This is a genomic window from uncultured Nocardioides sp. (genome assembly GCF_902805925.1).
GTDB lineage: Bacteria > Actinomycetota > Actinomycetes > Propionibacteriales > Nocardioidaceae > Nocardioides.
In genome coordinates this window covers 1-5,252 of sequence record NZ_CADCUP010000159.1, presented here as the reverse complement: position 1 = coordinate 5,252, position 5,252 = coordinate 1, and the positions used below count along the sequence as shown (strand labels likewise).

Sequence of the window (5,252 nt, the reverse complement as noted above, 5' to 3'; positions counted from 1 at the left end):
GTCCATGAGGTCGGAGGGGCCCGTGATCTCGCCGCCACCCGCGTCGTCGCTGCCGGAGGTGACCACGTGGAGGGGCGAGAGCCGCCGCGCGAACGCCTCCGCGGTCGCCAGGTCGCACTGGTCCACCACCGCCTTGACGGGCTCGGCCCGCAGCCGGATGGCACGCACGGGGAGCTTGCCGTCCTGCGCCGGTGCGCCGGTGAGCTCCAGCCGCAGCCGGCTGGGGTCCTCCAGCTCGTCCCAGCGCACGGGCAGGTCGAGCAGGGTGACGCCGTGCAGCCCGTCCGGGGGCACGACGTGGTTGCCGGGCGGCAGGTGGCCGCCGTCGATGACCAGCAGGATGTGGGGGAGGGCCGGGCGCTCGTCGGCGCCGAAGCGCGGCCGCTCGCTGAGGTCGGGCGGCAGCAGCGCCCCGAGGTCGTCGAGGGAGGTGGTGACCATCCGCATCGGGCCGACGGCGTCGGACTTCCGGGCGCTCTGGGCGTGCGGCAGCCACTTCACCCAGTCCCAGTGGGTGAGGTTGGCCCTCGAGGTGAGCACCGCGACGATCAGCTGCTCGGGGTTGTGGAAGGCGGTGGCCGAGCAGATCATGGCCCGGGCCAGCGAGCGCGCCTCGTCCTCGTCGCCGCAGACCTCGACCCGGTCGAAGGCGCGCAGGTCGATCGAGGCGGGGAGGTCGGGCTGCAGCCGGTGCACCACCAGCAGCCGGTGCAGCGCCGACGCCGCGGCCGGGTCGACCTGGTCGATCGGTGCCGACTCGGGTGGCACGAGCTCCAGCGACAGCGGTTGCGCGCACAACCCGTAGCGGACGTGCAGGAAGTCGGGGTCGCTCGGCCCGTGCTCCCACAGGCGCCGGCGGTCCTCGGCGAGCGCGGGCAGGGCGCTGGGGTCGGGGTGGTGCCAGGTCAGCGCACGGCGCTGCTGCGTGGCCGCGTCCCGGGCGATCCTGCGGATGTTGGTGAGGTAGCGCAGGTACTCGGTGCGGGAGCCGGTGACCTGCTGGGCGCGCTGCTTCCGCTGGCGGTCGATCTGGACGACGATGAAGCCGAGGGTGGCGAAGAGGAACATGCCGGCGGCGATGAGGCTCCGGCCGCGGCTGGCGCCGGTGCCGCCGAGGGTCGCGACCATCACGATGGAGCCCAGGCTGCCGAGCATCGGGATGGCGTTCATCAGCACGCCGGACGCGCCCTCGTTCTCCTGGAGCTGCGGCGGTGGCTGGAGGACGATCTGGCCGCTGGGCATCTCGGGCCGGTCCAGCCGCCGTCCGCTGCGCAGTGCCGTGCCCACTCGTCCCCCTCGGTGTTGCCCGTGCGGTGATGATAGGTGGATGCAAATGGCAGCGACTACTGTCCTGTGCGGTGCCCTGAGCCGCTGACCAGCGGGTCTTGGCGGGGATCGTGGAGGGGGAGGCGTGGCGGAGACCCAGCCGGTGCTGGCGAGCACCGCGACCATGGTGCTCAGCGTGCACGGCCCGGCCGGCGTCGTCGACCTGATGGTCCCCGGCGGCGTCACCGCCCACGACGTCGCCCGTGAGTACGCCCGGCAGTCCGGGCTCGACACCATCCCGCTGCTCCAGACCGCCCTCGGCCAGCTGATTTCCGCCGACCGGCTGCTGACCGACGCGGGCGTGGAGTCGGGCGACATGGTCGTCGCGGTCACCGGCCTCCACCGTCCCCGCAGCGTCGCACACAGGCCCGTGCGCGCGGGTGCCGAGGAGCCCGGCCCGCTGTCGGCCCTGGCCTGCACCGCCGCCGCGCTGGCCGCCGCGCTGGCCGGTCTCGTCGCCACCGGCATCGCGTCGGGGACCACCCGCCTCGTCGTCGCCGGGGTGCTCCTGCTCACCGGCGTCCTCGCCACGCTGCCGGTCGGCAGCCGCGCACGCCACCGCGTCGTGGCAGCGCCCGCCTTCGGTGCCGCAGCCGCCCTGGCGTACGTCGGCCCGCAGGGCTACCAGACCTCCGGCGTGGTCGCCGCGTGCGCCCTGACCGCCGCCGTGGTCGCGGCCGTCGGCCGGGCGTGGGCGCCCGGCAGCGACGAGGTGCTGTCGGTCTGGATCGTGGCGGCCTCCGTGGTGGCCGGGGTCACCGGCCTCACGGTCCTCACCGAGCTCGACGCGCGGGTGGGCTGGGCCCTCCTCCTGGTCCTCGCGACGCTCGGGGCCCGCCTCGCCCCCGTCTTCGCGATCGACGTCCCCGACCAGGCGCTGATCGAGATGGAGCTCGCCGTGACGGCCTGGTCGGCGCGGGACGGGGTCACCGGCCGGCGCGGCCGGATGATCGTGCCCGAGTCGGCGGTGAAGGTGCTCGTGGCCAGCGGCACCCGGATGCTCACGGCCTCCTCGGCGGCGATCCTCGTCGTGGTCGCCGTCGCGGTCCCGCTGCTGATGCGGACCGCCGTGATCGACGTCGACCGCATCGGTGCCCGCTGCCTGGTCCTCTTCGCCGGCGCCGCGATGCTGATGGCCGCCCGCAGCTACCGCCACCGGGCCGCCCGGGCGCTGCTCCGCCTCGCGGGGCTCGTCTGCTGGGGGGTCCTGTGCGCCGTCGTGCTCCGGGCGGCGAGCCCGGGCCAGCAGGCCGCGGTCGTCGTGGCGGCGGTGGCTCTCGGCCTGGTCTGCGTGGCCGCAGCCGTCGCCACGGGGCGCGGCTGGCGATCGGTGTGGTGGTCGCGTCGGGCGGAGGTCGCCGAGGTGGTCGCCGGCTCGTTCGCCATCGGCGCCGCCGTCGCGGCGACCGGGCTCTTCCGCACCCTGTGGGAAATGAGCTCCTGACGTTTAGGGGCTCCGGCCCCGGGTAGATCGTTGCCTGTCCGGAGGGCCGGGACGTCTCCCCGCGACGACCGCAGCATCGAGCTGCACCCGTCAGGTCCAACAAGAGACTCCGGTGGCCGGATCGGTCGCTTCGGGGGGAAGGAAACGAAATGTCTGAAAACGGAGTCGCCGGTCTCAGCCAGACTGAGAGGGCGCTGTCCACCGCGGCGGACAAGGTGGCCACGGCCCGCCAGGACGTCACGAAGCTCAACCAGAACCTCAGCGGCCAGATCCAGGGCATGGGCATGAAGTGGGGTGGTCAGGGCGCGACCGCGTTCCACAACCTGCACACGGCCTGGCAGGACAAGGCCAACAAGATCGTCGGCGCGCTCGACCAGTTCCAGCAGTCGCTGCTCGAGACCGAGAAGGACAACGTCTCGACCGACCAGTCGCAGGCCGACGCCTCCACCCGCCTCCTCGGCCGCCTCGGCTGACCTCCACCAGACTCCTCACAGACAGACGGACAAGGACCAACATCATGGGATTCGACGGAATCAAGGTCGACCACGGGGCCCTCGACGAGGCCAGCCAGAACCTGCTCACCGCCGCCAAGAACATCGACGGCCGGCTGGACACCCTCGAGGACGAGCTCAAGCCGCTCCGCGAGAACTGGACCGGATCGGCCAAGGAGTCCTACGCCGTCGCCAAGCAGACCTGGGACCAGGCCATCGCCGAGATGATCCTGCTCCTGCAGGACGTCGGCAACGCCGTCTCCGTGTCCAACGGCGAGTACAGGTCCGCTGACCAGCGCGGCGCCAGCCGCTTCTCCTGACCCTCGCACCACGACCGGGGCCGGCCGCCTGACGGGGGGCCGGCTCGGCTCGTGTGCGCGCGTCGGGGGGCCGTCCGCACGCCACGGGCAGCACGAGAACGGTGGGGAACACACGATGAGTCAGACGGCCGCGAGCACCTCCGGTCTGGTCAAGGTCACGGTCACCTCAGGCACCCGGCGCGTCGACCTCGTGCTGCCGGCCGCCGTGCCCGTCGCCGAGCTGGTCCCCGAGCTCGCCCGCAGCGTGGGCCTGCTCGACGCGTCCACCGTCTACGGCGGCTACCGCCTCGTCGCCCAGGACGGCCGGCAGCTCGCCAACGACGCGGGACTCTCCATCCAGGGCGTCGAGGACGGCGGCGTCCTGACCGTCGTCGCAGGGGTCGACGACGAACCGCCCCGGGTGTACGACGACGTGGTCGAGGCCATGGCCCACGTCGTCGAGCACGAGCTCAGCCCGTGGGAGCCGGCCGCCGGCCGCCGCACCGCCCTCTCGGCCGCCGCGCTGCTGCTCGGGCTCGGCGCCCTGGCGCTGCTCATGCAGGGCGAGAGCCTCCTGGGAGGCGTCGCCGCCGCGGTCGTCTCGGCCCTGCTCGTGGTCGGTGCGATCGTGCTGGCCCGTTCGCAGCGTGAGCCCGAGGCCGCCGTGGTCGTGGCCCTGCTCGCCTGCCTCTACGCCGCCGTGGCCGGCCTGGTGCTGGCACCCGACGAGCTGCCCGGGTGGTCGTGGCCGCTGCCCGACGCGCTCTTCGGCACCCCCCTGGCCTGCGCCGGCACCGCCGTGCTGGTCGTCGGGGTGGTGGCGCTGGTCGGGCTCGACGAGGGGCGCGCGCTGGTCATCCCCGCCATCGTCGTCGGTGGCGTCCTCACCGCCGCCGGCCTGGCGATGCAGGTCGTCGACTACGACCCCGCGGTCGTGCTCACGGTCGTGATGACGGTGGTCGTGCTGCTCGGCAACGTCTTCCCGTGGCTCGCCCTGGGCGCCACGAGCACCCGCGTCGACCAGATCTTCACCCTCGCCGACATCACCTCCGATCCCGACGAGATCGACGCCGACCGCGTCGGTGCCGACGCCAAGGTCGCCCACGAGATCCTGCTGGCGGTCGCCGCGACGGTGGGCACGCTGCTGGTCCTGGTCGCCCCGTTCGCGGTCGGGCTGGGGGTGGCCGGCACGCTCCTCGCGATCACGTGCGCGCTCGCCGTCATGCTGCGCACCCGGCAGTACCGCACCGGCTCCGAGGTGCTGGCCGGCCTCGGCTCCGGCATCGCCGGGCTGGTCTCCGTCGCGGTCTCCCTTCTGCTCCTGCACCAGTCGTGGCGCCCGGGCGCCGCCGTCGCGCTCGCCGTGGTCGGCGCGGTGCTGCTCGTGCTGACGCTCGCGCCGGTGTCGCCGTCGGTGCGCCGCGGCCGCATCGGCGACGTCGTCGAGAGCACCGCGCTGCTGTCCCTGCTCCCGCTGCTCGTCGTCGCGGTCGGGCTGCTCGACAGGATCCGGGGCTGATCGGCCGATGTCCACGAAGAAGGACCTCGTCGAGGCGTACTCCTTCAGCCGACGCCGCCTCGTCACCGCGTTCCTCTCGGGCGCTCCCGGCGGTCGTGAGGTCGAGCCCACCAAGCCGATCCGCGGCATCGTCGGCGGCATCGCCCTGGCCGTGCTGCTGTGCGCCGGTGCCG

4 protein-coding genes and 1 pseudogene are annotated in these 5,252 nt (G+C 73.7%); 4 read left to right on the top strand and 1 reads right to left on the bottom strand.

The genetic code is table 11. The annotated features are described in order from the left end of the window. A pseudogene (locus QZX64_RS11510) lies at positions 1-1,287 on the bottom strand (type VII secretion protein EccC); the annotation flags it as partial. Positions 1,288-1,411: 124 nt separating this feature from the next. Here QZX64_RS11510 and QZX64_RS11505 point away from each other — a divergent pair. The 4 genes from QZX64_RS11505 to eccD all read left to right on the top strand — a co-directional run bounded on the left by QZX64_RS11505 (position 1,412) and on the right by eccD (position 5,079). Further along, a complete protein-coding gene (locus QZX64_RS11505; protein WP_295659854.1) occupies positions 1,412-2,770 on the top strand; it encodes a hypothetical protein in 1,359 nt (452 codons plus the stop codon). Positions 2,771-2,919: 149 nt separating this feature from the next. Next, positions 2,920-3,243, top strand: coding sequence for a WXG100 family type VII secretion target (locus tag QZX64_RS11500; protein ID WP_295659852.1), 324 nt, complete (start codon positions 2,920-2,922; stop codon positions 3,241-3,243). Positions 3,244-3,287: 44 nt separating this feature from the next. Continuing rightward, entirely contained in the window at positions 3,288-3,581 is a 294-nt protein-coding gene (locus QZX64_RS11495) for a WXG100 family type VII secretion target (protein ID WP_295659848.1), read from the top strand. Between the two features lie 115 nt (positions 3,582-3,696). Continuing rightward, positions 3,697-5,079, top strand: coding sequence for a type VII secretion integral membrane protein EccD (gene eccD / locus QZX64_RS11490; RefSeq protein ID WP_295659846.1), 1,383 nt, complete (start codon positions 3,697-3,699; stop codon positions 5,077-5,079). The last annotated feature ends 173 nt before the right edge of the window (positions 5,080-5,252 follow it).